Source organism: Providencia rustigianii, from assembly GCF_900637755.1.
Taxonomy (GTDB): Bacteria; Pseudomonadota; Gammaproteobacteria; order Enterobacterales; family Enterobacteriaceae; genus Providencia; species Providencia rustigianii.
The window spans coordinates 1,481,702-1,507,628 of the sequence record NZ_LR134396.1; the positions used below are offsets into that span (position 1 = coordinate 1,481,702).

The following is a 25,927-nucleotide window of genomic DNA, read 5'->3' on the forward strand; positions in this document are numbered from 1 at the left end:
AATATTACTATGTGGGTAACGGTAATTATTTTTCTTAGACTATTAATAATGAGTTTTTAGAAGGGGACAACTCGGTAGAATATATATTTCTTAGGTTTACGAGGCTCTTCGCAATTTAATGTAAGATTTAAGATGAAGTGTTCAATAGATTTAATATTAAATTTATATGTTGATTAAAATAATATACTGGAACAATTAATGGGAAAGGGTCATACATTATGAAATTAAGATTAAGTGATCTTAATCGTCAGAATGACAGAATTACCAAACCCACTTAAACCCACAAATTAAACATCAGCGACAATTGCTCAAACGCTTGATGGATCAAGCGTTCGGTATAGCGAGGAAGAATGGAAATAATCAGTCCCAACATGCTAATACCGATGGTGAGTGTGAGCGGGAATCCCACCACAAAAACCGATAATTGCGGCGTCATACGGTTAAGAATACCGAGGGCAAGGTTGAGAATCAAAAACAGTGTAATAAATGGCAGAGCGAGCATTAAGCCATTAATAAAAATGGTATTAGCGAATTGCAAAAATATCCAAAAGCCATCTCGGTTGAGCGGTGTAGTTTGAATAGGGATGAGTTCAAATGAGTTGGTTAAAATGTAAATTAGCCACAAATGCCCATCGAAAGATAGAAACAATAGTAGGGTAATCAAGTTAAATATACGCCCTAAAATTGGCATATTCGGGCCACCGGTCGGGTCAAAGAACGTAGCGAATGATAATCCCATCTGTAAACCAATCACTTCCCCAGCATGACGCACCGCAGCAAATGCCATCTGCATCGTTAACCCCATCGCAGTGCCAATCACCACTTGCTGCACAATAACCCACAAACCCATAGCTGAAAATAGTGGGATATTCACCACGGGAAGCTGCGGTGAAATAATCAGAACGATAAAAAAGGCGAGGGCAATACGAGCCTTGGTGATAGATTGCTTTTCATTGAAAAACGGCGCTGTACCGAATAACGCTAACAGGCGTATAAACGGATAAAAACCTTGGCTCAGCCATAGCGTTAAGGTTTCACTGGTGATGGTTAACATTGCTAGCCAATAATAAACGGCAGGTTACTGAATAACTGGCGCATATAGTCGGTAAGTAAGTTAAGCATCCATGGACCAGCAATAATAATCGTGGAGATAACGGATAAAATTTTAGGAATAAAGGACAGCGTCATCTCATTGACTTGGGTTGCAGCTTGCAACAGGCTAATAATCAAACCCGCGGCCAGTGCGGCCAGTAATAAAGGTGCTGCCAACATTAAAGCGATTTTCATCGCTTCTGTACCCATCGCCATTACCGATTCAGATGTCATAATCGTTCCTAATTAAAAAAGCTTTGAGACAGAGAGCCTAGCAATAATTGCCAACCATCAACCAAGACAAATAACATTAACTTGAAGGGTAATGAAACCGTAGCTGGGGGTACCATCATCATTCCCAGCGCCATCAGAACACTGGCAACCACTAAGTCAATGATCAAGAACGGAATAAAGATAGTAAAACCAATTTGGAACGCGGTTTTCAGTTCACTAGTAATAAACGCAGGAACTAAAATACGCATTGGTACATCTTTGGCTTCTTGAATTTCACCAACTTTGGCGATACGTGCAAAGAGCGCAAGATCCGATTCCCGAGTTTGCCCTAGCATAAACGTACGCAGTGGCGCGGTGCCTTTTTCTAATGCCGTTTCTAGGCTAATTTTATCTTCACTAAAAGGTTGATAAGCTTCACGATAAACTTGGTCTGCAACGGGAGACATAACGAAAAAAGTGAGAAATAGCGCTAATCCCAATAGAACTTGGTTTGGTGGTGCTGAAGGGGTTCCAAGGGCATTACGTAACAAACCGAGCACGATGATAATCCGCGTAAAGCTGGTCATCATGAGGAGCATGGCGGGGATAAAGCCAAGTAAGGTCAAAAACAGTAAAGTTTGGACCGGTAATGACCAAGATTGCCCACCATCAGTCAGAGAATGGCTGATCACCGCAGGCAGTGCCGCTGAAGCTGATTGAGGTAGAGCAAGTAACAGAGCGCTGATAGCGGCAACGGATTTTAAAGGTAACATGGGCGCTTCCGGTTACTGTTTTTCTAAGGCCGCTTGGTTGGCGGCATCTTGTTTTTTCTTGAATATCGACTGAAACGTTAACGGTTCTTGGGTAAAATTCAGTGGGTTTTCTTGTGGTGCGGGATACTGGTGTAATAAGTTCACCGACTGTGCAGTTACCCCTAAAACCAAGTACTCGCTGTTTACTTCAACCACAACAATTCGTTCTTTTCCCCCAATCGTACAGCGACCTTTTACATTTACCAGCTGTTGCTTTGTGAATGTATTACGCCCAAATCCAAACTTTTTAACCAGCCACGCACCGACTAAGATCAGCAAAATAATGGCGCTTAGCGCCCCTGAAATTTGCGCCAAACTATCATTGTTATTGATGGCAGGAGCAGAAGCGTTGTCATGGGACACAGTGCTTGCCAAAAACGGTTTTTGGGTTGGCACCGTGTCAATGACTGTGGGTTGAACTTGGTTTTCTATCGCTGTCACATTGGTCATTTTAGCGACTCAAACGGCGCATACGTTCAGATGGCGTGATAATGTCAGTAATACGAATACCGTAATTATCAGATACGACCACGACTTCACCTTGTGCAATTAAATAGCCGTTGATCAGAATATCGAGAGGTTCACCGGCTAAGCCATCTAACGAAACCACGGAACCTTGAGATAGGCTGAGTAATTTTTTAATGGTCATTTTGGTGCGTCCCAGTTCCACTGATAGGCGAACAGGGATATCCATAATTAAGTCAACGTCAGAAAATTGATTTAATGGATTCTGTCCGTCAACATTTTCAAAATTCTGCATACCAGCAGAGGCGGATTCCGCTTGTTTTTGTTGTTCCAGCGCCTCAGCCCACAAGTCTTCATCGTTGTGGTTGGTTGATGCATCAAGAGAATTTTTCGCCTCACTCATTGGTACTTTCCTCATCTAGAGTGTTTAAAACAGGGTTAATCAAATGTTCTACACGCAGCGCATATTGACCGTTTTGGGTGCCGTATTGACTGGTTAATACCGGAACACCGTCAACATTGACGATCAGTCTGTCTGGCTTATCAATAGGGAGTACATCCCCTTTTTGTAGTTGCAGCAAGCTAGAGATGCGCAGCGGGATCTCAACCAGATTAGCAACCAGTTCTAATTCTGAACGTTTTACTTGAGTGACTAAGTTAGTGACCCAAGCTTCGTTTTCTTGATGTCCTTGCTCCGTCGGTGGGTTGATTAAACGTTCACGCAACGGCTCAATCATGGCGATTGGAATACAGATACTGAATTCACCAACGGTATTACCGATTTCCACCAAAAATGGGGTAGTTACCACGATATCGTTGGGAGATGTGGTGATATTGGTGAACTTCACCTGAATTTCGGAACGCACATACTCCACTTCAACATCAGCAATTGGACGCCAAGCATCGCGATAGGCGTTAAGTGCGAGTTTCAGCATACGATTGATAATACGTTGTTCGGTATTGGTGAATTCTTTGCCTTCAGAGCGAACAGGAAAGCGTCCATCTCCCCCAAAAAGGTTATCCACGGCGATATACACCAGCGCGGGTTCAAAAGTGAACAGCGCTGTACCACGCAAAGGTGGCATATGGATCAAATTGAGGTTAGTTGGAACCGGTAAGTTACGCGCAAATTCATGATAAGGTTCAACTTTAATTGCACCAACCGTAATATCTGGACTACGGCGTAACATATTAAATAACCCCATCCGGAACTGACGGGCAAAACGCTCATTAATGATTTCCAAGGACTGCATACGTTCCCGAAAAACCCGGCGTTGGGTATTCGGGTTGTATGGGCGAACATTATCTTTGCCTTGGTTTTCAGGTAGCGGCTGATCGGTTGATGGCGCATCATCATTAAGCAGCGCATCAATTTCAGCCTGAGATAAAATATTATCGCTCATGGGTATTACCGCAGAATAAAAGTAGTAAATAACACGTCAGAAATATCCTGATCGGTATCCCCCGGGATCAGGGTAGGGGTTAATGTCCCTTTAATATCCTTCATCAGTTGCAGCTTACCTTCGTGGGTGCCCATATTTTTAGATTGCTGTTCGGACAGCAATAACAAGAGGCGACTGCGAACTTCTGGCAAATATTCGTGAAGCTGTTTGCGAGATTTTTCATTCGCAAGGCGTAATGTGACGTGGATGTAGAGCACGCGATCGGGTGCATTATTTAATCCTGGAAGATTAACGGTAAATGGCTCTAATTCCATAAAAATAGGTTGAGGCATATTTGGACGTTTTTCGTCTCCATCTACAGATTGTGCCTGTTGCTGTGTCGTCCACCAGCTATAACCGCCAAAACCCGCACCGGCTAAGGCTATGAGGGCAAATAGTAAAATTAACCCTTTATTCGAACGTTTAGATTCATTGCGTGAAGACGACATGTGGCTGAATTCCTGTTTTAGATGCCAAACCCATACGGGTTTTATACTTTATGATCTCTAGCATTATCCCTAGATTGGGATGATTTAAAGGAGTGAAAAACGAAGCAAAAAGGCGGTAACTCGACGCTTTAGAACTAAAATTACCGCCATTCGCATATTTATTATGCAAAGGCCTTACAGAAAGACATTATGCAAAGGTATTAATGCCACCTTGTCGAGTCGGTAACTTGGTGTGGCTTGTACTTGCATTTGCCTCACTAATCCCCACGACTCCGACGGATGGATGCGTCGAATGTAGCTGGCCATCTCGCTGGTTGGGTTGTTGTTCTGCACCGGATTGACTGCTGGTATTCTCTTGCCCAACAGAACCTTGAGCTAAATGAATCCCACTTTCTTGCAGTGCGTTACGCAGAATTGGCATCATGCTTTCCATTGCAGCCCGTACATGGCTATGTGGAGATACAAAATGCATTACGGCTTGGTTATCCTCAATACGCAAATGCACATTCAGGGAACCAAGCTCTTCGGGATGTAAACGAATTTGTGCTTGGGAAACCCCTTGGCGAGAGAAAAATAACATGTGCTGGCTAAGCTGCTGCTGCCATGCTTCGCTACCTAATGGGCTTGGGAGATGCATTGTTGGCGTGGCCAGCGGTGCTGAAATGGTCGCGGCCTGCGCAGTGGCTTGAGTTGGCATAATACCTGCGACATGTGGTGTAGCAGAGTTTGCCGACGTCGTGAATGCCCCTGTTTCAGCTTGAAGTGCAAAAGCGCCTTTGGCATTATTTTGCAAATTTTGGCTGTTTTCTGTATTGGTATTGACCCACTGGGAAATGGAATCTGTATTCAACGATTTTTTACTTAGTGGCATAAAGTCCTGAGCAAAATCTTTCGTGGGGATCACTCGTTGATTATCGAGCGCAAATAACGATTGATCACGACGTTCGCCGACCTCTTTTTTCGTCATTAGACCCAGAGTTGGGTCTTGCTCTTCCCCTGCTAATTGTAGTTGGGAGCCTACGAGCGCTTTTTCATCAAATGGGGCTGCATTTCGTGCCACATCACTGAGCTGCTGCAATGACTGAGTAAATGGCGTAGTCGATGGTTTTTCTGGTGCCGCTTGAGGATTGGCTGCGGTTTGAATCCGCTCATTAGTGATTTGTTTTAGCTGGTCGACTAACGCTTTTTCATCGGTGAGTTTACCGGTTAATAATTCAGGCTGTAATGGTGTTTGGGCACTATCACCGCGTAAATCACGGCTAAAATTCAGTTGTGCTAGTGCCTGTTCTGCTTTTTCGTTACCAATAACGGGCTTATCAGGCGTCGGTTCAGTAATTTCAGCCTGTTTCTGTTCACTGATTTGTTGATTCAGCGTAGCTTCATCAGTTGCAGTTTTCAGAGGCGCGTCATTTTCTGTGCTCTTTGCTGGTGGCTGTTGGTTCTCAAGAATCGCTTGAAAAGGCACCGCGGGTGCTTGAGTTTCATCAATCTGATTATCACGTTGCGGCTCATTGGCCGTTTTGGTGCTATTTGTCGGGGTTACTGGCAACAGATTAGCATTGACGTCCATTTATTGGGATCTCCGTAAAGTCGCGCGTTGAGCAAATTCGTCCATCTGTTTTTGTTCTAAGCGATTTTGACGTTGGTTTTGAGTATGTTCGGCGCGTTGAATTAAGGTATCGAACGCATTGACGCGTTGCTGTTTTTCTTGCCAATGACGGTTAGCGTCATCGACACGTTGTTTCCACATACTGAGCTGTTGTTGTTGCTGCTCAATAGTGAGTTCTAGGGTGACAAGAAATTGTTGATAATTCTGCCATTTATCCGAGTCCATACCACTGTGCAGTGTTTGGTTTAACTTTTGCCGATATTCGGATTGATAGTTTTCCAACATATTTAACTGCTCTGACATTTGAGTGTGCGTTTGGCGCACCTGAGCAAGGACTTTAGCCGCCTCTTCAGAAGCGTCTTCCGCTAAACTCAATAATGTCGTTAATGCATGGCTATTGGACATCGCACCCCTCGTTATTCATTTGGAACAACATGATCCAGTTGCTCACAAGCTGTTTGATAATCACAACGTTCATCAATATCTTGTTGTAAGAATTTCGACATGCGTGGGTAATACTGAATGGCAGTATCCAACATAGGATCGCTGCCCATGGCGTAGGCGCCGACATTGATTAGGTCGCGGTTACGCTGGTAACTGGATGTTAACTGCTTAAATCGTTGAATTTTGCGATAGTGTTCTTTAGCGATCAGGTCAGTCATTGCTCGGCTAATTGAGGCTTCAATATCAATCGCAGGGTAGTGACCGGATTCAGCAAGAGAGCGAGACAGAACAATGTGCCCATCCAAAATAGCGCGAGCAGAATCCGCGATGGGGTCTTGCTGATCATCCCCTTCAGTCAATACGGTATAAAATGCGGTAATTGACCCTCCGTTTTTTCCGTTACCTGCACGTTCAACAAGCGCGGGTAATTTCGCAAAAACGGAAGGCGGATAACCTTTGGTTGCTGGTGGCTCACCCACGGCAAGTGCGATCTCACGCTGTGCCATACTGTAGCGAGTGAGAGAATCCATAATCAGCAGGACACTTTTCCCTTGGTCTCGAAAATATTCGGCGATACGGGTAGCGTAAGAGGCACCTTGCATCCGTAGTAAGGGAGAAACATCGGCGGGTGCGGCGACCACGACGGCGCGTCTCAAGCCGTCAGCGCCCAAGATATTCTCAATAAAGTCTTTAACTTCGCGTCCACGCTCACCGATTAACCCAACCACAATAATGTCAGCTTGGGTAAAGCGCGCCATCATGCCGAGTAAGACACTTTTTCCGACGCCTGAACCTGCAAATAATCCCATGCGTTGACCGCGACCAACGGTTAATAGTGAGTTGATGGCGCGTACACCGACATCAAGCACACTATGAATAGGTGTCCGTTCTAATGGGTTAATTGGTGGGGTAATCAATGGTGCTCGAGCTTTGGTTTCCAAGGGACCCTTTCCATCGAGGGGGGTTCCTTGAGCATCCAATACGCGACCCAGTAATTCATTACCGATAGGTAGTAGGCGACTGGTTTGCCCATCATCCCCAGTAGATTGAGCATAAACGCGAGCGCCTGGCGAAATTCCTTCAAGGTCTGATAGCGGCATCAGTAACATTCGAGCGCCGTTAAAGCCGACAACTTCACAGACAACCTCATCGCTGCCGCCATTAATGTTGCGCTCGATATAGCATGTGGCGCCTAAAGGCATTTTGATGCCTTCGGCTTCCATGACTAATCCGGTGATTTTGGTCAAACGCCCGTAACGGCGTACCATGGGAACCCCTTTCATGCGTGACTCTAAGTCATCAAGGGACGCCATCCAGCGACCGAGTCTGGCGGTCATGACAAACTCTCCGGTGCATACAGACGGCACAACTCTTGCCAACGGGTGGCCACCGTCATATCAATTTCCCCGTCTTCTGCCACGACGCGACATCCGCCGATATGTAGCGTCGGATCGGCGACTAAACGCCAGCCGTTCAGATCCAGCAGTGAACCTAAATGTTGCTCAATTAACGCCACGTGGTTAGGGTTAACATGCAATTCAGGTTGGCTGGCAAAAATCGGCTTCTGCTGAAGTAAACGACTGATTTCTTCCAGCAGTGCAGTACCATCACATACCGTAGATTGCCCCAATACTTGCTTCGCCGCAGAAAGGGCTATTTGCAGTAATTTAGTGGTGACCACGGTATCAAAAGTATCGAGGGAATAATGAAACTCAGACAATAATTTCTGCCATGTTTCAATAGCGGGTTGTTGCAGGGAAAGGGCTTGATCATGACCTTGCTGCTCCCCTGCACGTAGCCCTTCCGTAAAACCGGCTTGATATCCGTCTTTTTGTCCTTTATCGAAACCTTGCTGGAATCCGGTTTTTTGGGCATCTTCTTTGATGTTATCCAGCAAATTGATCTGCTCAAGTACCTCTTTAGGCTCTAAACAAGGCACTTTGGGGGCAGTTGGCTCAGGGACATCACTTAATGATGGGATGGCTGAAGAATTTAAATCCCACTGATTAAGTTCCCGTAGCTGCCACGGTTGCCATTGCAGATGTTTTTTAGACGAATTAGACATAGACGTCGTCTCCACCACCGATGGCGATTTCGCCTTTCTCGATTAAGCGGCGAACAACCATCAGAATGGCCTTCTGCTCGGTTTCCACTTGTGACATACGTACTGGTGCGCGGGATTCCAAATCGTCGCGGACGATTTCTGCTGCACGGGCAGCCATGTTGTTGAGGAAATGGTCGCGCAGTGCTTGATTGCTGCCTTTGAGGGCAATAACCAACGAGTCGGTCGATACGTCTTGCAGGATGCGTTGAATGCTGCGGTTGTCCACCTCGATAAGATTTTCGAACAGGAACATTTCGTCGATAATTTTCTGTGCAAGTTCACCGTCGTAATCACGCATTGCATCGATAACGCTTTCTTCTTGCTGATTTTTCATCAAGTTGATAATTTCTGCCGCGGTTCTTACGCCACCCATTTTGCTGCGCTTGAGGTTCTGACCGTCCAGAAGATTGTTCAGCACTTCAGTCAATTCCGCTAATGCGGCTGGCTGAACACCGCCAAAGGTGGCAATACGTAGCATAATATCGTTACGTTGACGCTCTTCGAACAGTTCTAAGACATCAGCAGCTAAGTTGCGTTTTAAGTGAACCAAAATGGTGGCGATAATTTGTGGATGCTCATCACGGATAATATCGGCAACAGTTTGTGGTTCCATATAGTTGAGGCTTTCGATGCCCGAGGTTGTCTCTTGCTTCTCGAAAATGTCTTCTAATAGGCTGGCTGCTCGCTCTTCACCAAGCGCTTTCACCAAGACAGAACGCAGATAATCATTGGTATTGATGTTGAGAGCGGCAAACTGAATTGCCGATTCTTCAAACTCAGTCAACACTTCAGCAAGCTCATTATTGGAGATTTGGCGCATGTTGGACACGGCCATACTCAGCTGCTGGACTTCTTTTGGGTTCAGGTGCTTGAACACTTCCGCAGCCTGATCTTCGCCGAGAGTCATTAACATGACGGCGCTTTTCTCTGTTCCACTTAAACTCATTGGGATTTTCCTAACCACTGACGGATAACCATTGCCACGACTTGCGGATCTTTCTCTGCCATTTCACGGATACGCTGACTTTGAATTTCAGCACTTACACGTTGACGAGTCAGACGGCGACGGGTTTTTTCGTCCATATCTTCATTAATTTCTTCTTCAACGACGAACGGCGTTGTCGATTGTGTAGCGATAAAGGTTTCAGCATCGGCTTGGGCTTGCTGCGCTTTACGATATTTCACCCATTGAGGTTTGATACCAAAGCGCCACATGAACCACGCAATAATAGCGATAAGAATAATTTTGCCGTAATCCAATGCTTGGCTAACAAATTGAGGACTGTTCAGTAATGACGTTTCTTCAATTGCTGGGGCATCGCTAGTAAATAATGAGTTAGTGATATTGAGGGAGTCGCCACGTTGTGTGGAATAGCCCATTGCTTCACGGGTTAATGCATCAATTTGCTTGATCATTTCAGGTGGTAATGGCTTCATTTCTACGCCTTTCTCACCCTCCTGAGCTTGGTAGTTAACGATAACGGCAACAGAAAGTCGGTCTACCACACCAATTTGACGCTGGGTATGACTGATTTTGCGATCAACTTCGTAATTGGTCGTCTCATCCCGTTGTGAGTTCAGGGTACCATTACGCGTTGTTGTCGTGTTTTGGTTGTTTTTCCCAGTATTATCTTTATTTTCAGCCTCGATTGGTGCGCTAGGTGCACTGACTGGCTGGTTGGATAATGCTCCCGGTACGCCCCCAGGACCTCCATTGCTGTTTTGCATGCTTTCGCTGTTTTGGCGAGAGCGGATTGCGGCAGCATCCGGTGTTTGGTTCGGTTTATATTCTTCGGAAGTTTGTTCTACTTTCGAAAAGTCCATCTGAGCGGTGACCTGAGCATGGATATTTGCACGCCCAACCAGTGGAGAAAGAATGTCTTCAATACGTTCTTTAAGATGGGTTTCCATCTCTTTGGTCATTTTTATCTGTGCGCTATTGGCCGACTGCTGGCTATTATCATTGTTAGTCAGTAAACGACCTGTTTGGTCAACGATAATGACGTTTGCTGCCGTTAAGCCAGTGACGCTGCTCGATACCATATGCACGATGGCACTAATTTGACCTTCATCGAGAACTCTTCCCGGTAATAACCCCACAGTAACGGAGGCCGTTGGAAGTTTTTGCTCACGAACAAACAGTGTTGGTTTGGGAATGGCCAAATGCACTCGAGCACTTTGAACAGGGCTGAGTGATTCGATAGTTCGCGATAATTCGCCTTCTAATGCGCGCTGGTAGTTAATTTGCTCGCTAAATTGGCTGATCCCGAATTGCTCCTTATCTAGCAACTCAAATCCGGTATTTCCCCCTTTAGGTAAACCCGATTGCGCCAGTTTTAAGCGTAATTCATGAACCTTATCCGCAGGGACGAGGATGGCGCTGCCATTATCTGCAATTTGATAAGGGACGTTCATCTGAGTCAGCTGACCCACGATATCACCACCATCTTTTGCGCTAAGGTTACTCAGCAGGACTCGATAGTCAGGGCTGCGAAACCAAAGAAGTAGGGCGACAATAATGGCTATCGCAGCAGCACCGGCAATAATTAACGGTATTTTGGGGTTGGCTTTGATACTTTCGATCATAGAGGCAAAACCTTTTTTGGCCTCCCCCGTATCTTTAGATGCGGTACTCATAAATATTCCCTGCTAAGCAAACTAAACGGATGAATGTACGTTTGGTGAAACAATCTGATTTCCCTCTTCGTAACCTCATTTTTTCACGCTGCTATTATTTAATGCCTTTGGGGAATCTAATGACGGAATCAGCCTATAATTTTGGTGTTATTTATCGGCTTCAAGTAAAAAACAGTGTGGTAGGGTAGGCAAACTAAAAATAGTGACAGCAAATTTTTGCTCAACCAATACACGAGAATAAGATGACTATTCAAGCCATTGAAGGGGTTGTATCCCAATTAAATGTGGTTGCGACTCAAGCGACAAACCATGCCAAGCCTGTTATCGAGCCTGTGGGTTTTGCTGATCATTTAGTCGCTTCCGTTAATCAAATCAATGAAGTCCGTACTAAATCAACCCAAAATGTGCAAGATTTCACTATGGGTAAGCCAGATTTATCATTGAATGATGTGATGGTCGACATGCAGAAAGCCAGTTTAAGTCTGCAAATGGGAATTCAGGTAAGAAATAAATTAGTAGCGGCTTATCAAGAGATCATGTCAATGCCGGTGTGATTGGTTTATCTGTTTGAATGTTATGAGTTAATTGCCTTATTACTGTTTCCTTGGGGCAGTGGTGGGGCATTTCTATTCAAAATTGAAATTTGGCTATCATCATTTTCAGTCATCCATGCGCCATATACATCATGAACCATTTTTGATGATGCGTGTCCCATTTGCGTTGCAATGAATGCAGGGTTAGCTCCTGCCGATAACATCCAGCATGCGTATGTATGTCTTGTTTGATATGCCTTTCTATGCCTTATTCCAGATCTTCTCACTAGATAGTTCCATATTTGACCAAAGCCACCCGGAGAGTAGAATTTCGTTTTCAACCCATTCGCTGCAACGATGTTTGGCTGAAAAATAAAAGTGCATGTATCTTCTCTTGATTTGCCAAACTCTCTTGTCGATACGTTAATAAGCTCCGGTTGAGTCATTTTTGTTAAGAGCATTTGAGATTTTAAACATTCGATAACAGGGTCAAGCATATAAATAACTCTATCTGTTCCTGCTTGTGTTTTTGGAAAGGTAAATTCTCCGACAATTGATAGATTCCTTCTTACTGTTAGCGTTTTTTCGGTGAAGTCTATATCCTCCCATGCAAGTGAGCAAAGTTCACCAGGTCTCAATCCAGTGTACACGGATGTAATTAACATATTTCTGGACTGCTCATTGTTAGCAGCACTAAGAAGTCTAGGAAACTCATTTTGAGTTATTGGGTCTGGTTTTGGTCTATCTTTTTTCAATGGCTTTATTGATGAGAATATATTCGAGCTTATATATCCATTATCAAAAGCAAAATTAAAAATATGTCGAAGCAATCCAATATAGTTATTTACTGTTGGGACTGTTCTACCAATTTTGTTTGTTTTATGCCCTCTATCCAAAGTTGGCGATGTTAATAAATTATTTCGTATTAATAAAATATCCTCAGTTTTAAATGTTGATACGTTTCTTTTTGTATTAATAAAATTAGATACTGCATTTAAAATAGTGATGTACTTTTTTAATGTGCTTGACGATATTTCAACGCTTTTAATTCCTATCCATTTGTTAGCCAATTCACCATAGGTTATCACTCTATCGCCAGAGCTATATGTGCTGATATTTTTTGATTCAGGAAACTCAACCGCGTAATCAAAAGTGCCAGTTTTTATTTTGTAGCAGATAGCTGTCCTTAGCTCACCTGCCAGCTTCCTGTTTTTTGGTGTATCAGGTATCCCAAGAGTTTCCCTTACTCTCTTTCCTTTGTATGTAAATGATATACGAAGGCTTTTACCATGCACTTCAACACCTGTTGGGTATTTTATTTTCATAATGCACCTATTGAGGTTGTGAATTTCTTTGCTTCTCGATCCAGTTTACGATCGCCTCATGATTGTACATGCATTCTGAATTTTCTTTAGGGCTTCCGTCCGGTGAAATGTGGAGATATTCTCTACCGGCAGCCCAAGACTTTTTCCTTGCAGATTTAATTGTCCCTGAGCGCATGCCAGTAATCATCATAAGTACATCTTCAGTAACCCACTTACTTGGGGTTAGAAGAACAACATTATCCATTATTAATCTCCTTATCTATGCTATTGACGTACCAAGTTAGCCACATGATTGGTGGAAACTTTTTGTGTTCTTTGGTGAGTGTTAATTGAAACTTCGGAAGGTAATCTTTGAGTATTGCTGTGCTTTGTTTATCGCTGAGTTTTTTGAGTTGCTTTAATTTGTCACGGCATTCACGGGCTATCTTTCGGCGCCCGTTCTCAAGCGTTACATCATCCATTCTTCCGCTTATATTGCTCATCATCATCTCCGCAATCTTTGCTGCAATATGCGCTATTTGGTGCAGCTGGCATTTCTTCGCACCAGATGCACATTCCGTTTATTGATTTAATTACTGGCTGGCGATTTGATAATGCGGCTTGAATGTGTAATTGTTCTAGTTCGTTTGCTGAGTCGATAGTATCCATAATTCACCTAAGCTATTTTCCATTCATTTAATATTTGATTGCCGATATTCATTAATTCATCTCTATCGACAGTGTTAATTATCTTTCGTGGTTTAATATACGGACGCCATATTAAAAGCATTGAGCCTTTATTATTTCCATTTTTAGCTTTATCAGTTTCTGCTTTAATAAAGCTAATTCTTCCTCCTGTAATTAATCTCACTTCATCAACTGTTTCTAATGCAGAATTAAACCAACCTACGGATGTGTCATTAGGAATTAACATAACCACAGGCTGTAATTGTTTCTTACATTGCTCAGCGGCTTTATTAATCCAAGGCTGAATTTCACTGTACGGGGGATTCACCCAAATAGCGCCATAACTTTCCCAATCGCAATTTAGTGAGTTGTCTTTTTCGGTGAGATAATGAGTGCAAAGGTGGTTATTTTTATCGGCGGCGGCATCTAAATAGAAACCGAATTCAGCGTCCAATGCTGTAAATAAAGGTAGTGGAGTTTGCCATCTATCACGCAATTCCTTTGGTGTATGGCTACCTCCGTAATCAGTCTTCATCCTTGCTATCACTTATATTAAATGGCAATCCGTCGGCTTCCATTGGCTTTATACTAGTAAATTCACATGGAAGAACTAAGCCACCGAACTCTTGAGCAAACATCAATGCTTGCTTTGCTTGCAGTAAAACATATTGTTTTGGTAATGCTATTTGATACGTAACACCATCAATTAATACTAGCGTCGTCATTGCTTGAACTTGTTTCATATATCACCCATTTCTATTCGTGATAATTTATTTATAATCCTATCTCTCCTATATTTAGGAAGTTTAGGCTCATTCTTTTTATTACCATGCCTACCGCTGAAATAGTAGTTAACGATTATTCTGCAATGCTCGTTGTAGTCTGACTCTACTAGCTCATCTAGCGTTGATAGTTTTCTCACTGAACACCTCCCCACAAACTATCTCAACATCCCGCACCTGCATTATCTGCATAGCACGGCTCTCGCATTCTTGCTGTGTGTATATTTGCTCTGTAACAGGCACTGGAGAACTCTGTATTAGCATGAGTAATACATATCCGATTATTCGCATGAATTGTTACTCTGAATTTTAGGTATAAAAAACCCTGCTAGTGCAGGGCTATTTTTTTAATTTGTGATTCAATATAATCTATAGTGAATTTAATTTTAACTCCATCCTTGAAAATCTGGTCTATATCAAATTTCCCTTGATTATCACCTATTTGATTAATCATTTCATTTATAATTGAATTATATTCATTTAATGCGTAAATTATATGATTTATTATTCTGCTTACACTAAAATCATCTTCAGCTAATTTTTCGTAATAAAACTTTAAATCTGAAATATTAATCTCACCAAAGTTGGAATGGTTGTTTTTGTGGTCTCTTATAAATATTTTTCTATTTTTGCATTTGCAAGTTATGGAATAATTGCTATCTAATGATGACAGCAATTCACCTAGAATAGCGATTTCATCCCCTATTACGTCCAAATCATCTACAAGGTTTTTCTTTATTGATTTTACCTTTTTTTTTGATTTTCTTTCTTGTAGGTAGTAAATAATAATAGCAACCAATATCCCCATAGAAGATAGCACTGTGGCACCAAAAGCAATCCAGTCAACCAAATCTCTTTCGTTCATAACCCCTCCTTATTTAAAGCAGGAATCATACTCACATCCATGTGACTAATCCACTATGAAAAGACTGAATCAATACATATGTGTCTTCACTTTCATTGCATCCATGCGAGTTAATTTATTCCTTGTCCCAATCTGGATACAGCTTTACCAGTTCACGAATTAATTGTTTCGCATATTGGTTTGGGATGTTTATATAATCAAAGTTAGGGTTTTCTGTGTTTTCTCCGATTTCTAGAACATCACTAAATCTTCCCATTCTTATTTCTTTTGCTTCGCCTTCAAATTCGATATCAATATGGCTATTTAATTTCATATCTATCTCCTGTTTGCATCCTTGCAAATATATCCTTTGGTTAAATCACATAAATAGCGTGGCGTGGGTAGGGGAGCCCGATAGGAGCGAACGGAATATCGTCTGAGAAATCCATCGGTGGCTCATTCTGCGGTGCTTGCTGGCGTGGCGGCTGAGGTTGTCGCGCTGGTTGCTGGCTTCCTGCCTGATTGCTGTTACCATTGCCACCCAACATCTGCATAGAGCCGCCGATATTTACCACCACTTCCGTTGTGTATCGGTCTTGACCGCTTTGGTCTTGCCATTTACGCGTTTGCAAAGAACCTTCGATATAGACTTGTGATCCTTTTTTCAGATATTCACCTGCAACTTCAGCTAACTTGCCGAAAATTATCACTTTATGCCACTCTGTTTTTTCGCGCATTTCACCCGATTGTTTATCACGCCACGATTCCGATGTAGCTAGTGTGAGATTTGCTACTGCGCCACCGTTAGGCATGTACCGAATTTCAGGATCATTACCTAAGTGACCAATGAGAATTACCTTATTTACTCCGCGACTAGCCATTAAGCAGCCTCCAATTCTGATTTTCTAATGTCATAAACTTCTTTAGCCTTAGCTTGTTCTGGTGTGTTATCAAGTAGCTTCCATGCTTTACCAAATTCAGCTTTTAATGTTTTTATATTGCTGATATTCATTGCATTTCCAGTGAACTCAGATAGAACAACATCGGGCTTAAAGTTGTTTTCCTGTTGCTTGTGTTCGTTACTGTCTGCATCCTTTGAGTCATCAATAGCAAATAATCCATTTAAGCAATACTTACGTGCATATGAGCTTGTAGCCCCTGTTACCTGAGCGTCATCCATTCCTTTTTTTGACATTGGCTCCCTTGCTAATGCCGACACGCTATGTGAATTCTCTCCGTCCGTGAGAGTTGCGGTTGATTTGACGTAAATACGATCTCCGACCGCAATAACATCATCCGTGATACTTAAAACCAACCCATCCAACAACGGTTTAACTGACTCCAGAATTCCTTCGCAACTCCTGTATGCGTAGTTTCCGAATGAGTTATTGAGATTTTTTGGTGCTTTCAAGTTTTGCTGTATAGCTGCTATTTTCTGATAAAACTCTTTACTCATGTCTACCTCCAAAAGTTAGTCACCAACCTTACGACCACCCCATGGGCTATCTGGAACATCTCTGTAAGGGTCAAAATTAGCCCAGTCAGGATTAGCTTTATGTAATGCTTCCCTGAATTTATCGTCGCGGGCTTTTTGGATATGATCTGGTAATGGTGGGTGATTAAGTGACTCAAAAAATAATTGCTTATTGATTCGATGAATAATTCCAGTTTCGTAATAAGAGGGGCGATTGCTTTTAATTCCTTGCTGCCGCTCTGCTTTCAGCTCATCCATGAACTTAATCGCACCCGCTAAAACCTCTTTCCCTCTTGCCGATAACTCACCCATATTCACCTCGCATCCATCGGGTGGGTGTTGATTGCTGCTGAACACCCAAGCTTTCCATGCGATAGTATTCAGCTTCTTCCTCGCGATCCCTGCGTCTATTTTCGGCATCCTGCCTTTGCTTGAGTTCGTCTGAAATTTTCATGCTGCGTCCTCATACCGTTCCTTGAGTATTTTTTGCAACAGTTCCTTTGTTACATTCATGCTTAAAATAAGAGTTTCAGGGTCATCCGTTTCAATGAGATATCCACTATCCATGTGAATAATTGCTCTTGTTCCCCCACATGCCGCAGGTTCCGTTGCTGTGTACATGTTTTTGGATTCAAAAATAAGCTTGTTCATATCCACCTCGATATCATTGTTGCGAATACAAGCACGGCGATAACAACAGCCATCCAATCCCACTTAATTTTGTTTTTAACTTCATCCTTGAAGCTCTCGCTATTCAGTCGATAGCTGAGTTCCTGACGTTTTAATTCGTTAATTTTTGGCATAAGAAATCCCTCACTTATCGATTGATAGCGATTGTTATTGAAAGTGCTCTGGTGTTGGTGCGGTGGGTATTAGTAATTCATTGTCATGTGAGGGATTTGGTTACTTGCAACTAGCTTAATAAATTCAGTTGCTAATTTTTCATCAAATCCGTTATTGACTAATGCTTGTAATGTTTCTTGGTTGTACTTGCGGCGATGTTCTTTATCTTCTTGACGCTTCGCATCCTCCTGACGCTTACGTTCTTCTTCTGCTAATCGCGCTTGCTCAGCTTCAAGAGCTTTCTTACGCTCAGCTTCGATAGCTGCTTGTTTCTCGCGCTCCGCCTTTTCCTTAGCTTCTTTCACTGCTTGCTCTGCACGTTGAATGGCTTCCTGCTTTTCACGCTCAGCGCGTTCAGCTGCTTCTTTCGCTTCACGTTCGCGCTGTGCTGCTTCTTCGATTTCTTGCTGTGCTTTGCGTTCGGCTTCGAGTCGTGCCTGCTCCGCAGCTTGTCGCTTCATTTCTTCTTCACGAGCGATTCGCTGGCGTTCTTCTTCGGCTTTGCGTAAATCAAACAATTCGTTCATCTGCAAAGCTTCTTCTTGGTCAATTTCGATTTGCTTTTTAAGCGCCTCAGCTTCTTCACGAGCCTTTTCTTGTTCTTCCCACTCTGTTAGTGGCTTACGAATCCCATCACTTAGTGAGTCAAGTTCATCGCGGAATAACTTACGTGCGGCATCTACTTTCTTAGGTAGCTCTTTCAGGTCATCAACAACCAACTTGCCAGCCTTATCAATCGCTGTTTTTGTTTGAGTAACTTTGTATGCCAGTGACGCGAATGCCTTACGGTTTTTAGCTACAGACAAATCACCGTCGAGTTCTTTTTGCTCTTCTTCTGCCAGCATTTTAATGTGAGCTAGCATCTGGTTTACTTTTTCTGGCGCCGTGAATAAATCCAGCGCCGTTGCTTGTTCAATTACGACTAATTCATTTGCCATAAAACCCCCATTAACTAATCTACAAGAAATTCATCCGATGCTACCGCAACTTCTGATTGAAGAAGTTCAGCTGAATTACTCTCAATGATAATTTTTGTGTGCGGATGATGATTTTCAGCTAGCCACTTCATTACCGGTTCGACTACTAATTCGAATTCTTTTAATTTGTCTTGATTGTTATCTGTCATATTCCCTCCGTTATTAATTAAACACGATGCTAGTTGCTTTCACATTTCACACCACAGAAAGGGCAGAATGAGAACGTAACGGGGAAATCCTGCTTTGTTAGGCGGGCTTTCGGTGTGCCGTCCTTTTTGATTTCTTGATAACTAGCGTTGTATTCAATGAAATAATTAACTGACATGACGCCGCCAGACATAAATAATCCTGATTGTTTCCAACCAGAAGACCGTAGGCTTGCGCCTTCAGGTAGCTTTGCTTTGATGCGACTTTCCATGTCATCACCTAATTTCGTAAAGCAATCACACATATCTCTATCTCCTATCTATTAATCAACTCACAACAGCCCACCTTGATGGACTGTAATTAGTTAACTAGTCGAATTTAGGTAATAAAAAACCCCGCATTTGCGAGGTTTTCTTTTAGTCATTTAATGACCATATGCTTGCGGCTTGTTTAGCATAGAATCTTTGCCTTGAGTCTATTGTTTTGCCTGTCCATTCGGTGTAGTTGTCACCAATATACTTTGTTATATATATGGCGCTTTTTTTAAATGTTTCTATTTTCTCGGGGAATGTGTCATTCCCAATGCTTTTATTTTCAACGTCTGTCAATAAACACATATTTCCTATTTTATCACATAGATGTTCACCAATAGATTCTGTGTCTACCTCCCAATTATCTGAAGGGTTTCTTGGTAGAATGTGTTCTATGGTTACGGACTCGGAATCCGGCGAAGATTTTGATTGTGAAATCGATTTTTCAATTTCAATTAAAATATATTTAGCAATTTTTGCATTTCTGTTATTGCCAGTTTTTATAATTTTGTTAATAAAATCATTTTTGAACACCTCATCACTTGGGTATAATCGGTGTTTTAATTGGGTTAATACTGCATCTGCATTATATGCACCAGAAGATATACCTTGTGCAATAGTGCTATAAGATCTCTCTTGTTCAGGAGGAGGCATAGCACAGATAATATTGTATCTGAAAGTTATAGTAGACGTGTATTTTAGTATTTTCTTAAATGATTTTCTGTCAGATTCGTAGAATGCTTTATAGCTTGCTATAAGCATAGACATTGGCTGCTTCACATTGAATATGTTGAAAAGGCGATCTAAATGCCTGCTCTCCTCATGATCCCAAAAATTAGAGTCAAAAACATCATTTAATGCTGTATATATATCAGCACATTCATCCAAATCTTTTAAGAATGCAAATGCATCTTCTTTTGATTTTATGGCTAATTTAATTGTTTTGAATAATTCTTTTTTCCTTGTAAGTTTACTTTTGCTATTCCAATATATTCTTACTATCTCAGTTAAATCTTCAGCTCCGATAGCTGTAACAATTCTTTCCCATCTATTTTCTAGGTGTTGAAGTTCATTATGATGGGTATGGTCATTAGTTATCAACGAAAATATGTAGTTTTTTAATAGGTCAGTAGATGAAAGCTTTACACCTCTTGCATTAAGAGTTTCAAATACTTTAAATGCATTTATTTCATTACTAACAGTTATTGTTGTGAAACATAATTTTTCAGTTATGAATAAAATTAACTTGGCTAACTCCGTACCCTTATCTTCAAATTGAGATAAATACAGTTCCATTTCTTTTTTGAAAAAAATAAATGACTTTCTCAATTTTTGCTCTGAGTTATTCAATCTACGTTGGGGTAATTTCGATAGTGTGGCGAGATAAGTCTGATAGTAATTATTATTGTGCTTATTGAGTTTTAATTTGGTGTGATAACAAATCAAAACCGGGTCAGTATAACCGATATATTGTGATAAAAACTGTTGCTTTCTTGTTTCACTTTGGGGGGCATCTATATTTTTTGCTATAAGGTCATCAAAAATAGAGCAAGCAGCTAGTATTGAAATACTAATGGTTGTAATTCTTTGTTGACCATCAACAATTTTAAAGTTTTTTGTATCTTCGCTTTGCAATACAAGATAACCCATGTAATGAAAAGAATCAGGCTCTTCATTTTTTAAAGTTAAAACATCCTGCCATAATTCATTCCAATCTTCTTCTTGCCAAGAATAGTCTCTTTGAAATGGAGGGACAATATAGTTATAGGAAGGGCTTAATAATTCATTAAATGATTGATTTTTTGTATCAAAATTCATACTAGCCATGATTTTTCTCATTTTATTTCCTTGATGTATTTATCATCCTTTACAAAGGAATTTAATTCAACATGAACTGTGTTTTTATATGATATTTATTAAAAAAATCACCTTGGGCTTTATCTCGCCGTAACACTTCCATCACTCATAATCGGCTTGCGTGTATCGCATTCCTGCGAGCGTTTCTAATCTTCACCAGCTCATGGTCAGTAGCGTCTTTATGATGCTGCCTGATATGCATGGCTGGCGTTCTTGTGTCGAAATCTTTATGACATACTGGACAGTTGATGATGAATTTCACGTTATGCCCTCGCTGTCACTTCACCAGACTCTAATAGCGTTCCAGATTTGCGATATTTAGCTGAGTAAATACTAGAATTTGGTAAGCAGGTGTTATCTGCTGAGTCATAAACTTTAGTGCTGCGAATTGAAATGGCTTTCTCAACTCGGCTAATTGGTTTGCGTGTTAGTGATAAGGTGGGGCGCTTTGCTTCTTCTACTTGTTCGCCATGTATTGCTGCTTTTAAGCTTTCAGTTAATGCGTGTGCTTCCTGCAATGCTTTTCTGCGTTCCATTCTGCGTGATCTGGCGTTGTTGTAGCCGTGAAAGTTACACATAGTTTTCCCCTTTCAATTTGCTTTGGTGATTGGTGGTAGCGCACTCATCTACCATTTACGCCTAGCGGAGCGATGACCAATCCCAAAACATACTGTCTTTGGTTTGCGCTTTTACAGCGCTATCTGCTTAAAGAGCTAACATCCTGTTTATCTATGGCTCCTTGCCTTCGATGGAATAACTATACAAGCAATGCTTTATTAAAACAAGTATTTCTTGTGTTTATTTTTGTGTTTTACTTGCTTTTTGATTTATGTGATTGTTTTTGAATGGTATTTATTTTTTATTTTGTTTGATGTGGCTAAGTGATAGGAATAAAAAAGCCCTCAGATTGAGGGCTTAGTGTGTTCTTTAGATTGATCTAACCGTGAAACTTGTATTTTATTGATTGGCTAACAAGAACTTTAGCTTGAATAAACATACCATCCATTGAATTTTCTTCTAAATACCAAGTTTCATATCTTGGATTATCTGAAATCACGGCTAATTTTTTATACTGCATTTGCAGCCGTTTTATATACAATTGATTGTCCAATATAAAGACGTAGATACCATCTCCATCAAAGTGATTGGCAGTTATATCAACAAATATCTGATCCCTTGGCTCAAATGTCTCAGACATTGAATCGCCTTTTACGGTAATCATTTTTACCGTCTCTGCTGGTCTACCGCCAAAGAGCCTCTTGGCTTCCTCCGCGGAATACTCAATGGCTGTTATTGTCTCTATGAAATCATCAAGAACCATGACGCCAGCGCCAGCACTAGCTTCGATATCTAATATTTCTACTTTATACCTTCCTTGAACATTAGAATCATCTTCTAGCTCTATTTTAACCACGTCTTTTCTGTTTTCAGAGTCTGGTTTGCCAAATAGAAGCCAATTAGCATCAACACCAAGAATTTCAGCAATTTTCATTACTCGATTTTTTCTTGGCTCAGTACTAGTTTCCCATTGCTGTACTGATTGCGGGGATACCCCTACCGCATCGGCTAATTCAGCTTGGGTCATGTCTTTAGCAAGTCTGGCTTGCTTGATTCTATCGCGCATAGTTTTCATTTCTTCAATATACAAGTATTGCTTTTAATATTCCAACAAGTAAAACTTGCTTAACTAAAGCATCTCTTGTATTATTCTTGTGATAGTTCAATTAAAGGGAAATTGTTATGAACGCATTGGAAACAACAATTAAAAAAGCGGGTGGCGTTCCCGCACTAGCAAAGCTGTTAAATATTAGTGATCAGGCAATTCGCCAGTGGGAGTTAAAGGGTCGTATTCCACCTGCCAGATACGCACAAATAAATGAATTATTTGGGATTCCTTTTGAGATTCTCGTCAAAGATAAAAAGTAATCCACCTCGCTCTTTAAATCCTCAGCCCTGAAAAAGGGTATCAATACAAAACTTAACTCACAGGATCGTGAGCAACGGACTAACTACGTCAAAAGGAATTTAACAAATGGACTACGCAAAAACTATAAACATCACATGTAAGCCTGAAATTCTCGAAAGTTACTTTTTTAAGAGAATGCTAGACGAAGGTAATAACTCGTTCGCTAGTGAAATGGGAATACATCCAACAGCATCAAGCCGAGAAAAGAATCGGATATTCAAACTAGCTTGTAAGGCAATAGCTCATTATGGGCTACCTGCTGAGGCTGTATCAATGCCTGAGAGGTCTAGAAGCGTAGTGATTGAAGGTGACTATGCAGAACGGTTAATTCAGGCGCTGGAAAGAAAAGGGAAGGTAAAAAGAAATGCCTCAAATCTGGCACAAGATGAGGCTCAAATTGAACTACTTTAAGGAATCAATAATTGCAGGAGTAATTATACATGAATATTAATTACACAACAAATCGATATGGAGGTCGTTATGCATTTGGGTGATATGGATGTCCAAAGCAAAATTGTAGAGCACATGGCTATGCCAGAAACCTTTCGGACTGAAGGGTGGATTTATGTTCTAAGTAATGAATATATGCCGAATATCTACAAGGTAGGAATGACAACAGTCTCGCCAGAAAACAGAGCGAAAGAGCTTTCATCTGCTACCGGCGTGCCTGATAAATTTAAAATTGAGGCTGCATTTTATTCAGAGAATCCAGCGGCTGATGAATCTGATATTCACGAGTGCCTAAAGGAATACAGGATTAACGAATCACGAGAGTTTTTTAAGGGAGACCTTAAATATATAACTCATGTTTGCTCTGAATTCACACTAGCAAATGCCAAGCTTTCCGTGGAAGAAATGGCCGATAAGTTCGACATTATATGCACGGAAAAACTCAACGAATTGAATATAGAAAAACTATTTTATTCTTTAGGTATATCAATCCTTGGTTGCAAATTATCCGCAGCAGAGAGGTTAATCAGATTTGCCATAAACAATCTTGTTAAAAAGAACAGAAATAAATCCCACTCCCTATATTTTCATGATGGTAAAGCCTTTCTTATAAGGAGCTATCTAGACCAATTGCATGAAGAACATATGAAAAATGGAGACTGGAAGAATAGTGAGCCTGTCAATCAAGTATGTCTTTATAAACCGGAGGTGCCCTTCTAATGGCCAGAGCAAGAAATATTAAACCGGGCTTTTTTACTAATGATGATTTAGCAGAGTGCGAGCCATTGGCTCGTATTCTTTTTGTAGGCTTATGGACAGTTGCCGATCGCGAAGGTCGACTGGAAGATAAACCACGAAAAATTAAAGCTATGGTTTTGCCATATGACGATGCTGATTGTGACAAATTACTCGCTCAATTACATGGCAAAAACTTTATCACTAGATATGCAGTAGATGGAAATGAGTTTATCCAGATTAATAACTGGAAGAAACACCAGAACCCACACATGAAAGAAGCGGCTAGTGAAATACCCGAACAAGTTACGCAACCTACTGATATTAAAGAAGCACCAGAAAAGCACCATACAAGTACAGTGCAAGAACCAGAAGAGAATCAAACTATCCCTGCTGATTCCCTTAACCTGATTCCTGATTCCCTTAACCCTATAAACACCCAAGCCGAAAACACGGCTTGTTCTGATGAGCCTGAAAATAAATCGGCAAGTGTTCACCAGATGTCTAGCAAGTACGCATTCGAAGGCGAGGTGATCCGATTAAACAAAAAAGATTTTACTGAATGGCAAAGCCTGTATTCAAACATCGACCTCGAACACGAGTTGAGACGACTGGATATTGAGTTCAGAGCCGATAAGCCCAAAAACTGGTTTATCACTGCTAGTCAGAAATTGAATTACCAGAACAAAAACACTAAGCCAGCTTGGACGCCATCTAAGCGGGTTATGCCGCCTAGTCGAACCCAAGAATTCATACCGGAGAACTTCTGATGAGCACAGGAATGCAAGCACTGGCTCGGTTTAGAAAACTGATGCCGGAACACATCAAGCCAAAGTTTGAAACACCTGAAGAACTCATGGCATGGCAACGAGAGCAGGGTGAAATTGATTCAAAGCGGATCACCGATGCAAATCGCGTTACTCGACTGAATAAAATTATGGGTCGCTCTGGAATAAACCCGCTTCACCTAGATTGCACATTCGATAACTACCAAGTCACTACACCTGAGCAGCAAGCCGCATTACGCAAAGCCAAGAATTACGCTGAGAATTTTGGCAAAAACTTTGGCGGGTTCATATTCAGCGGCAATGCAGGAACCGGAAAGAATCACTTAGCAGCAGCAATCGGAAATCACCTCATACAGCACGGTAAGAGCATTCTAATCGCTACATTGCCAGACCTAATGATGCGAGTACGTGAAACCTACCAGAAGGACGCTAAGACCTCAGAGTCGAAACTAATCGATGACCTGTGCGAAGTTGATTTACTGGTGCTTGATGACGTTGGTGTACAGCGTGGAAACCTCAACGAGGATTTGATTATCTTCCAAGTTGTAGACCGTCGATTAGCAAACAAAAAGCCAGTTGGAGTGCTAACAAACCTAGCATTCGCAGAGCTTTCAAAGGTGCTAGGTGAACGAGTTATTGACCGTTTAAGAATGGGCAGCCCGACAACGATTAATTTCGGATGGGAAAGTTACCGTAGCCAAGTTAAATAACCAAAGGAATTTAAAATGATTAAACACAGAATTGGTAAGCCTTATGTTAGACGCCTAAAGCAAAGCGATACTCCAGCCACGGCACAAGCAAAATCAGCGATAGATTACCTAAACCATCCCGATAATCACTTGAAAGATGCCAAGGCATATGCGGTTTGTCTGCGCGGTTTGCCAGAGGTATTCCAAGTTTCCTTATCAAAAAGGCAACTCATTAAACTCATGAGCACGGCGATTTTGTAAGCCTAACACACC

General features: G+C 41.6%; 39 protein-coding genes. 7 read left to right on the top strand and 32 right to left on the bottom strand.

The window, feature by feature from the left end; genetic code table 11:
- Positions 1-274: 274 nt before the first annotated feature.
- The 13 genes from fliR to fliF all read right to left on the bottom strand — a co-directional run bounded on the left by fliR (position 275) and on the right by fliF (position 11,267).
- Positions 275-1,054, bottom strand: coding sequence for a flagellar biosynthetic protein FliR (gene fliR / locus EL244_RS06640; protein WP_006813414.1), 780 nt, complete (start codon positions 1,052-1,054; stop codon positions 275-277).
- A 2-nt stretch (positions 1,055-1,056) separates the two neighbouring features.
- Positions 1,057-1,326: a flagellar biosynthesis protein FliQ gene (fliQ, locus tag EL244_RS06645; protein ID WP_126459620.1), complete on the bottom strand. Its 270-nt coding sequence runs from the start codon at positions 1,324-1,326 to the stop codon at positions 1,057-1,059.
- 8 nt (positions 1,327-1,334) lie between these two features.
- Positions 1,335-2,078, bottom strand: a complete 744-nt coding sequence (gene fliP / locus EL244_RS06650; RefSeq protein WP_006813412.1) for a flagellar type III secretion system pore protein FliP — start codon at positions 2,076-2,078, stop codon at positions 1,335-1,337.
- Between the two features lie 12 nt (positions 2,079-2,090).
- Positions 2,091-2,567, bottom strand: a complete 477-nt coding sequence (fliO, locus tag EL244_RS06655) for a flagellar biosynthetic protein FliO (RefSeq protein WP_126459623.1) — start codon at positions 2,565-2,567, stop codon at positions 2,091-2,093.
- Position 2,568: 1 nt separating this feature from the next.
- Positions 2,569-2,985 (bottom strand): flagellar motor switch protein FliN, encoded by a 417-nt coding sequence (gene fliN / locus EL244_RS06660; protein ID WP_006813410.1) that lies wholly within the window; start codon positions 2,983-2,985, stop codon positions 2,569-2,571.
- Positions 2,978-3,985, bottom strand: a complete 1,008-nt coding sequence (fliM, locus tag EL244_RS06665; protein WP_006813409.1) for a flagellar motor switch protein FliM — start codon at positions 3,983-3,985, stop codon at positions 2,978-2,980. The genes fliN and fliM overlap by 8 nt, the downstream gene beginning before the upstream one ends.
- A 5-nt stretch (positions 3,986-3,990) precedes the next feature.
- Entirely contained in the window at positions 3,991-4,473 is a 483-nt protein-coding gene (gene fliL, locus EL244_RS06670; protein ID WP_006813408.1) for a flagellar basal body-associated protein FliL, read from the bottom strand.
- A 187-nt stretch (positions 4,474-4,660) separates the two neighbouring features.
- Positions 4,661-6,043 carry a flagellar hook-length control protein FliK gene (locus EL244_RS06675; protein ID WP_126459626.1) on the bottom strand — a complete coding sequence of 461 codons (1,383 nt, stop codon included), beginning with the start codon at positions 6,041-6,043 and terminating at the stop codon, positions 4,661-4,663.
- Entirely contained in the window at positions 6,044-6,487 is a 444-nt protein-coding gene (gene fliJ / locus EL244_RS06680; RefSeq protein WP_006813406.1) for a flagellar export protein FliJ, read from the bottom strand. It abuts the gene before it with no gap.
- Between the two features lie 11 nt (positions 6,488-6,498).
- Positions 6,499-7,863 carry a flagellar protein export ATPase FliI gene (gene fliI, locus EL244_RS06685; protein ID WP_006813405.1) on the bottom strand — a complete coding sequence of 455 codons (1,365 nt, stop codon included), beginning with the start codon at positions 7,861-7,863 and terminating at the stop codon, positions 6,499-6,501.
- Positions 7,860-8,591, bottom strand: a complete 732-nt coding sequence (fliH, locus tag EL244_RS06690; protein ID WP_126459629.1) for a flagellar assembly protein FliH — start codon at positions 8,589-8,591, stop codon at positions 7,860-7,862. Before fliH ends, fliI begins: the two co-directional genes overlap by 4 nt.
- Positions 8,584-9,576: a flagellar motor switch protein FliG gene (gene fliG / locus EL244_RS06695; protein ID WP_006813403.1), complete on the bottom strand. Its 993-nt coding sequence runs from the start codon at positions 9,574-9,576 to the stop codon at positions 8,584-8,586. The genes fliH and fliG overlap by 8 nt, the downstream gene beginning before the upstream one ends.
- Positions 9,573-11,267, bottom strand: coding sequence for a flagellar basal-body MS-ring/collar protein FliF (gene fliF, locus EL244_RS06700; protein ID WP_006813402.1), 1,695 nt, complete (start codon positions 11,265-11,267; stop codon positions 9,573-9,575). Before fliF ends, fliG begins: the two co-directional genes overlap by 4 nt.
- Before the next feature lie 242 nt (positions 11,268-11,509).
- Between fliF and fliE the strand changes: the two genes are divergently transcribed.
- Positions 11,510-11,821 carry a flagellar hook-basal body complex protein FliE gene (gene fliE / locus EL244_RS06705; RefSeq protein WP_112836547.1) on the top strand — a complete coding sequence of 104 codons (312 nt, stop codon included), beginning with the start codon at positions 11,510-11,512 and terminating at the stop codon, positions 11,819-11,821.
- 20 nt (positions 11,822-11,841) lie between these two features.
- Here the strand turns inward: fliE and EL244_RS06710 are convergent, their stop codons facing one another.
- From EL244_RS06710 to EL244_RS06790, 19 genes are all read right to left on the bottom strand, one after another.
- Positions 11,842-13,125, bottom strand: a complete 1,284-nt coding sequence (locus EL244_RS06710; RefSeq protein WP_126459632.1) for a site-specific integrase — start codon at positions 13,123-13,125, stop codon at positions 11,842-11,844.
- A 7-nt stretch (positions 13,126-13,132) separates the two neighbouring features.
- Positions 13,133-13,369: an excisionase family protein gene (xisR, locus tag EL244_RS06715; RefSeq protein WP_126459636.1), complete on the bottom strand. Its 237-nt coding sequence runs from the start codon at positions 13,367-13,369 to the stop codon at positions 13,133-13,135.
- On the bottom strand, positions 13,362-13,607 hold the full coding sequence (locus EL244_RS18285; protein WP_154631208.1) for a hypothetical protein: 246 nt from the start codon (positions 13,605-13,607) through the stop codon (positions 13,362-13,364). The genes xisR and EL244_RS18285 overlap by 8 nt, the downstream gene beginning before the upstream one ends.
- Complete coding sequence (locus EL244_RS06725; RefSeq protein WP_126459642.1) at positions 13,579-13,773, bottom strand: hypothetical protein; 195 nt, start codon at positions 13,771-13,773, stop codon at positions 13,579-13,581. Before EL244_RS06725 ends, EL244_RS18285 begins: the two co-directional genes overlap by 29 nt.
- A 7-nt stretch (positions 13,774-13,780) precedes the next feature.
- Complete coding sequence (locus EL244_RS06730; RefSeq protein ID WP_126459645.1) at positions 13,781-14,326, bottom strand: phage N-6-adenine-methyltransferase; 546 nt, start codon at positions 14,324-14,326, stop codon at positions 13,781-13,783.
- On the bottom strand, positions 14,316-14,534 hold the full coding sequence (locus EL244_RS06735; protein WP_126459648.1) for a hypothetical protein: 219 nt from the start codon (positions 14,532-14,534) through the stop codon (positions 14,316-14,318). Before EL244_RS06735 ends, EL244_RS06730 begins: the two co-directional genes overlap by 11 nt.
- A complete protein-coding gene (locus tag EL244_RS18380) occupies positions 14,531-14,728 on the bottom strand; it encodes a DUF7301 family protein (RefSeq protein WP_419179612.1) in 198 nt (65 codons plus the stop codon). The genes EL244_RS06735 and EL244_RS18380 overlap by 4 nt, the downstream gene beginning before the upstream one ends.
- A gap of 173 nt (positions 14,729-14,901) precedes the next feature.
- On the bottom strand, positions 14,902-15,438 hold the full coding sequence (locus EL244_RS06740; protein ID WP_126459651.1) for a hypothetical protein: 537 nt from the start codon (positions 15,436-15,438) through the stop codon (positions 14,902-14,904).
- A gap of 115 nt (positions 15,439-15,553) precedes the next feature.
- Positions 15,554-15,751, bottom strand: coding sequence for a hypothetical protein (locus tag EL244_RS06745; RefSeq protein WP_126459654.1), 198 nt, complete (start codon positions 15,749-15,751; stop codon positions 15,554-15,556).
- 40 nt (positions 15,752-15,791) lie between these two features.
- Positions 15,792-16,298 (bottom strand): single-stranded DNA-binding protein, encoded by a 507-nt coding sequence (locus EL244_RS06750; protein ID WP_126459657.1) that lies wholly within the window; start codon positions 16,296-16,298, stop codon positions 15,792-15,794.
- Positions 16,298-16,873 carry an ERF family protein gene (locus tag EL244_RS06755; RefSeq protein ID WP_126459660.1) on the bottom strand — a complete coding sequence of 192 codons (576 nt, stop codon included), beginning with the start codon at positions 16,871-16,873 and terminating at the stop codon, positions 16,298-16,300. The genes EL244_RS06750 and EL244_RS06755 overlap by 1 nt, the downstream gene beginning before the upstream one ends.
- Before the next feature lie 15 nt (positions 16,874-16,888).
- Positions 16,889-17,311, bottom strand: a complete 423-nt coding sequence (locus EL244_RS18290; protein WP_126459662.1) for a hypothetical protein — start codon at positions 17,309-17,311, stop codon at positions 16,889-16,891.
- A 30-nt stretch (positions 17,312-17,341) separates the two neighbouring features.
- The gene (locus EL244_RS18295; RefSeq protein ID WP_126459665.1) at positions 17,342-17,542 is read right to left on the bottom strand and encodes a hypothetical protein; all 201 of its coding nucleotides are present in this window, start codon (positions 17,540-17,542) and stop codon (positions 17,342-17,344) included.
- 221 nt (positions 17,543-17,763) lie between these two features.
- On the bottom strand, positions 17,764-18,672 hold the full coding sequence (locus EL244_RS06770; protein WP_126459668.1) for a cell envelope biogenesis protein TolA: 909 nt from the start codon (positions 18,670-18,672) through the stop codon (positions 17,764-17,766).
- 14 nt (positions 18,673-18,686) lie between these two features.
- A complete protein-coding gene (locus tag EL244_RS17900; protein ID WP_172597505.1) occupies positions 18,687-18,860 on the bottom strand; it encodes a hypothetical protein in 174 nt (57 codons plus the stop codon).
- A 29-nt stretch (positions 18,861-18,889) separates the two neighbouring features.
- Positions 18,890-19,162 carry a hypothetical protein gene (locus EL244_RS06775; protein WP_126459671.1) on the bottom strand — a complete coding sequence of 91 codons (273 nt, stop codon included), beginning with the start codon at positions 19,160-19,162 and terminating at the stop codon, positions 18,890-18,892.
- Positions 19,163-19,274: 112 nt separating this feature from the next.
- Entirely contained in the window at positions 19,275-21,008 is a 1,734-nt protein-coding gene (locus EL244_RS06780; RefSeq protein ID WP_126459674.1) for a DUF262 domain-containing protein, read from the bottom strand.
- Between the two features lie 281 nt (positions 21,009-21,289).
- Positions 21,290-21,604 carry a transcriptional antitermination N peptide gene (locus EL244_RS06785; RefSeq protein ID WP_230084848.1) on the bottom strand — a complete coding sequence of 105 codons (315 nt, stop codon included), beginning with the start codon at positions 21,602-21,604 and terminating at the stop codon, positions 21,290-21,292.
- A 359-nt stretch (positions 21,605-21,963) separates the two neighbouring features.
- Positions 21,964-22,650 (bottom strand): S24 family peptidase, encoded by a 687-nt coding sequence (locus EL244_RS06790; RefSeq protein WP_230084849.1) that lies wholly within the window; start codon positions 22,648-22,650, stop codon positions 21,964-21,966.
- A 116-nt stretch (positions 22,651-22,766) separates the two neighbouring features.
- On the opposite strand from EL244_RS06790, the gene EL244_RS06795 reads away from it, so the two are divergent.
- The 6 genes from EL244_RS06795 (at position 22,767) to EL244_RS06820 (ending at position 25,915) form a co-directional block, all read left to right on the top strand.
- Positions 22,767-22,952 (top strand): Cro/CI family transcriptional regulator, encoded by a 186-nt coding sequence (locus EL244_RS06795; RefSeq protein ID WP_126459677.1) that lies wholly within the window; start codon positions 22,767-22,769, stop codon positions 22,950-22,952.
- A gap of 106 nt (positions 22,953-23,058) precedes the next feature.
- Positions 23,059-23,403 (top strand): hypothetical protein, encoded by a 345-nt coding sequence (locus EL244_RS06800; protein ID WP_126459680.1) that lies wholly within the window; start codon positions 23,059-23,061, stop codon positions 23,401-23,403.
- 69 nt (positions 23,404-23,472) lie between these two features.
- Positions 23,473-24,162 carry a GIY-YIG nuclease family protein gene (locus tag EL244_RS06805; RefSeq protein ID WP_172597506.1) on the top strand — a complete coding sequence of 230 codons (690 nt, stop codon included), beginning with the start codon at positions 23,473-23,475 and terminating at the stop codon, positions 24,160-24,162.
- Positions 24,162-24,947: a hypothetical protein gene (locus EL244_RS18300; protein ID WP_105881152.1), complete on the top strand. Its 786-nt coding sequence runs from the start codon at positions 24,162-24,164 to the stop codon at positions 24,945-24,947. Before EL244_RS06805 ends, EL244_RS18300 begins: the two co-directional genes overlap by 1 nt.
- Positions 24,947-25,675 (top strand): ATP-binding protein, encoded by a 729-nt coding sequence (locus EL244_RS06815; RefSeq protein ID WP_109911125.1) that lies wholly within the window; start codon positions 24,947-24,949, stop codon positions 25,673-25,675. Before EL244_RS18300 ends, EL244_RS06815 begins: the two co-directional genes overlap by 1 nt.
- Positions 25,676-25,690: 15 nt before the next feature.
- Positions 25,691-25,915: a hypothetical protein gene (locus tag EL244_RS06820; RefSeq protein WP_126459683.1), complete on the top strand. Its 225-nt coding sequence runs from the start codon at positions 25,691-25,693 to the stop codon at positions 25,913-25,915.
- Positions 25,916-25,927: the final 12 nt, after the last annotated feature.

Coding starts and splice junctions, on each gene's coding strand:
- fliR (WP_006813414.1), bottom strand. CDS start 1,054: ATGTTAACCATCACCAGTGAAACCTTAACGCTATGGCTGAGCCAAGGT.
- fliQ (WP_126459620.1), bottom strand. CDS start 1,326: ATGACATCTGAATCGGTAATGGCGATGGGTACAGAAGCGATGAAAATC.
- fliP (WP_006813412.1), bottom strand. CDS start 2,078: ATGTTACCTTTAAAATCCGTTGCCGCTATCAGCGCTCTGTTACTTGCT.
- fliO (WP_126459623.1), bottom strand. CDS start 2,567: ATGACCAATGTGACAGCGATAGAAAACCAAGTTCAACCCACAGTCATT.
- fliN (WP_006813410.1), bottom strand. CDS start 2,985: ATGAGTGAGGCGAAAAATTCTCTTGATGCATCAACCAACCACAACGAT.
- fliM (WP_006813409.1), bottom strand. CDS start 3,985: ATGAGCGATAATATTTTATCTCAGGCTGAAATTGATGCGCTGCTTAAT.
- fliL (WP_006813408.1), bottom strand. CDS start 4,473: ATGTCGTCTTCACGCAATGAATCTAAACGTTCGAATAAAGGGTTAATT.
- EL244_RS06675 (WP_126459626.1), bottom strand. CDS start 6,043: ATGGACGTCAATGCTAATCTGTTGCCAGTAACCCCGACAAATAGCACC.
- fliJ (WP_006813406.1), bottom strand. CDS start 6,487: ATGTCCAATAGCCATGCATTAACGACATTATTGAGTTTAGCGGAAGAC.
- fliI (WP_006813405.1), bottom strand. CDS start 7,863: ATGACCGCCAGACTCGGTCGCTGGATGGCGTCCCTTGATGACTTAGAG.
- fliH (WP_126459629.1), bottom strand. CDS start 8,591: ATGTCTAATTCGTCTAAAAAACATCTGCAATGGCAACCGTGGCAGCTA.
- fliG (WP_006813403.1), bottom strand. CDS start 9,576: ATGAGTTTAAGTGGAACAGAGAAAAGCGCCGTCATGTTAATGACTCTC.
- fliF (WP_006813402.1), bottom strand. CDS start 11,267: ATGAGTACCGCATCTAAAGATACGGGGGAGGCCAAAAAAGGTTTTGCC.
- fliE (WP_112836547.1), top strand. CDS start 11,510: ATGACTATTCAAGCCATTGAAGGGGTTGTATCCCAATTAAATGTGGTT.
- EL244_RS06710 (WP_126459632.1), bottom strand. CDS start 13,125: ATGAAAATAAAATACCCAACAGGTGTTGAAGTGCATGGTAAAAGCCTT.
- xisR (WP_126459636.1), bottom strand. CDS start 13,369: ATGGATAATGTTGTTCTTCTAACCCCAAGTAAGTGGGTTACTGAAGAT.
- EL244_RS18285 (WP_154631208.1), bottom strand. CDS start 13,607: ATGAGCAATATAAGCGGAAGAATGGATGATGTAACGCTTGAGAACGGG.
- EL244_RS06725 (WP_126459642.1), bottom strand. CDS start 13,773: ATGGATACTATCGACTCAGCAAACGAACTAGAACAATTACACATTCAA.
- EL244_RS06730 (WP_126459645.1), bottom strand. CDS start 14,326: ATGAAGACTGATTACGGAGGTAGCCATACACCAAAGGAATTGCGTGAT.
- EL244_RS06735 (WP_126459648.1), bottom strand. CDS start 14,534: ATGAAACAAGTTCAAGCAATGACGACGCTAGTATTAATTGATGGTGTT.
- EL244_RS06740 (WP_126459651.1), bottom strand. CDS start 15,438: ATGAACGAAAGAGATTTGGTTGACTGGATTGCTTTTGGTGCCACAGTG.
- EL244_RS06745 (WP_126459654.1), bottom strand. CDS start 15,751: ATGAAATTAAATAGCCATATTGATATCGAATTTGAAGGCGAAGCAAAA.
- EL244_RS06750 (WP_126459657.1), bottom strand. CDS start 16,298: ATGGCTAGTCGCGGAGTAAATAAGGTAATTCTCATTGGTCACTTAGGT.
- EL244_RS06755 (WP_126459660.1), bottom strand. CDS start 16,873: ATGAGTAAAGAGTTTTATCAGAAAATAGCAGCTATACAGCAAAACTTG.
- EL244_RS18290 (WP_126459662.1), bottom strand. CDS start 17,311: ATGCCGAAAATAGACGCAGGGATCGCGAGGAAGAAGCTGAATACTATC.
- EL244_RS18295 (WP_126459665.1), bottom strand. CDS start 17,542: ATGAACAAGCTTATTTTTGAATCCAAAAACATGTACACAGCAACGGAA.
- EL244_RS06770 (WP_126459668.1), bottom strand. CDS start 18,672: ATGGCAAATGAATTAGTCGTAATTGAACAAGCAACGGCGCTGGATTTA.
- EL244_RS17900 (WP_172597505.1), bottom strand. CDS start 18,860: ATGACAGATAACAATCAAGACAAATTAAAAGAATTCGAATTAGTAGTC.
- EL244_RS06775 (WP_126459671.1), bottom strand. CDS start 19,162: ATGTGTGATTGCTTTACGAAATTAGGTGATGACATGGAAAGTCGCATC.
- EL244_RS06780 (WP_126459674.1), bottom strand. CDS start 21,008: ATGAGAAAAATCATGGCTAGTATGAATTTTGATACAAAAAATCAATCA.
- EL244_RS06785 (WP_230084848.1), bottom strand. CDS start 21,604: ATGTGTAACTTTCACGGCTACAACAACGCCAGATCACGCAGAATGGAA.
- EL244_RS06790 (WP_230084849.1), bottom strand. CDS start 22,650: ATGCGCGATAGAATCAAGCAAGCCAGACTTGCTAAAGACATGACCCAA.
- EL244_RS06795 (WP_126459677.1), top strand. CDS start 22,767: ATGAACGCATTGGAAACAACAATTAAAAAAGCGGGTGGCGTTCCCGCA.
- EL244_RS06800 (WP_126459680.1), top strand. CDS start 23,059: ATGGACTACGCAAAAACTATAAACATCACATGTAAGCCTGAAATTCTC.
- EL244_RS06805 (WP_172597506.1), top strand. CDS start 23,473: ATGCATTTGGGTGATATGGATGTCCAAAGCAAAATTGTAGAGCACATG.
- EL244_RS18300 (WP_105881152.1), top strand. CDS start 24,162: ATGGCCAGAGCAAGAAATATTAAACCGGGCTTTTTTACTAATGATGAT.
- EL244_RS06815 (WP_109911125.1), top strand. CDS start 24,947: ATGAGCACAGGAATGCAAGCACTGGCTCGGTTTAGAAAACTGATGCCG.
- EL244_RS06820 (WP_126459683.1), top strand. CDS start 25,691: ATGATTAAACACAGAATTGGTAAGCCTTATGTTAGACGCCTAAAGCAA.